This window comes from Streptomyces sp. P5F9 (assembly GCF_057961495.1).
In genome coordinates this window covers 1-1431 of sequence record NZ_JBXVPZ010000905.1, presented here as the reverse complement: position 1 = coordinate 1431, position 1431 = coordinate 1, and the positions used below count along the sequence as shown (strand labels likewise).

Annotated in this window: 1 protein-coding gene; it reads right to left on the bottom strand. The window is 65.4% G+C overall.

Features of this window, described 5'->3' with window-relative positions; translation table 11 throughout:
• Positions 1–25: 25 nt before the first annotated feature.
• Positions 26–1273 (bottom strand): IS256 family transposase, encoded by a 1248-nt coding sequence (locus tag AC31A1_RS51370; protein ID WP_489659907.1) that lies wholly within the window; start codon positions 1271–1273, stop codon positions 26–28.
• Positions 1274–1431 lie beyond the last annotated feature (158 nt).

The window sequence follows — 1431 nt, the reverse complement described above, 5'->3', positions numbered from 1 at the left end:
GATGGTGTCCCGCCGAGTGGTGTAGTCACTGGTCGAGCTGATTCGGTTTCTGCTGTGGTGGAAGCTGGGGATCGTCCTCGGTCGGCTGCGTCGTGAGGAGTTCGGCCATGGAGGCTTCGGAGAGGTAGCGGCGGTCGAAGACCTGCCATTCGTCGTGGAGTTCGGCCAGGACCGCGGCGGCGAGCCGGTCGAGGGCGACGGGGTTGGGGAAGACCTGGACGACGTCGGCCCGCCGTTTGATCTCCCGGTTCAGCCGTTCCAGCGGGTTGGTGCTCCAGATCTTCTTCCAGTGCGCGGGCGGGAAGTCGGCGAACGCGGTGATGTCCCCTGCGGCGTCCAACAGCATTGCCTTGACCTGCGGGAACTGTCGTCCGAGCATGTCGGCCACTACGTTCAGTTGGGTGCGGACGGCCTCGCCAGTGGTCTGCGCGAAGATGGTGCGGATGGTCGCGGCGACCATCTCTCCTGAGCCCTTCTCGATCACGCTGAAGACGTCTCGCACGAAGTGAACTCGGCATCGTTGCCAGGCCGAGCCGAGGAAGACGGTGCGGATCGCGGCCACCAGGCCGCTGTGGCTGTCGGAGATGACAAGCTGGACGTTTTCCAGGCCGCGTGCCCGTAAGGAACGCAGGAACTTCGTCCAGAACGGCTTCGACTCGCTGTCGCCGACCATCAGTCCGAGGATCTCGCGGTGGCCGGTCACGGAGATGCCGGTGCCGATGACCACGGCCTGGGACACGATCCGGTGGTTGACCCGGGCCTTGCAGTAGGTCGCGTCCAGGAAGACGTAAGGGAAGACGGTGTGGTCCAGCGGCCGTTCCTTGAATGCTTCGAGTTCGGCGTCGAGTTCGCCGCAGATCCGCGACACCTGCGACTTCGAGATGCCGCTGTCCGCCCCGAGTGCTTTGACCAGGTCGTCGACCGAGCGGGTCGAGACGCCGTGCACGTATGCCTCCATCACCACGGCGAACAGGGCCCGGTCGATGCGCCGGCGGCGTTCGAGCAGGGAGGGGAAGAACGACCCGGTGCGCACCTTGGGGATCTTCAGGTCCAGGTCGCCGGCCTGCGTGGTCAGCAGCCGGTCACGGTGACCGTTGCGCCAGGTAGTGCGCTCGCTTGAATGCTCGCCCGGGGCGGCACCGATGGTCTCGGTCGCTTCGGCCTCGATGAGTTCCTGCAGGATGCGCTCGCACAGCATCCTGATCGTCTCAACTCCGTCGGCCGTACGTAGTGACTCCAGCAGCCGCATCAGGTCAGACTGGGACAAGGCCATCGTGCACTCCTCCGGTTGAACTGCCCGTTCACCACGGAGACTTGCGCGATGGCCTGCCCTTGTTCAGGGAGCAGGCAGCAGCAGCGGATGCACGCCCCGGGCAGACACCCGCGCGTTCACGAACCTTGACCGGCTACACCACTTCGCGGGACACCATC

Excerpts from the sequence above, each read along its gene's own strand:
- AC31A1_RS51370 (WP_489659907.1), bottom strand. The coding sequence starts at position 1,273 with ATGGCCTTGTCCCAGTCTGACCTGATGCGGCTGCTGGAGTCACTACGT.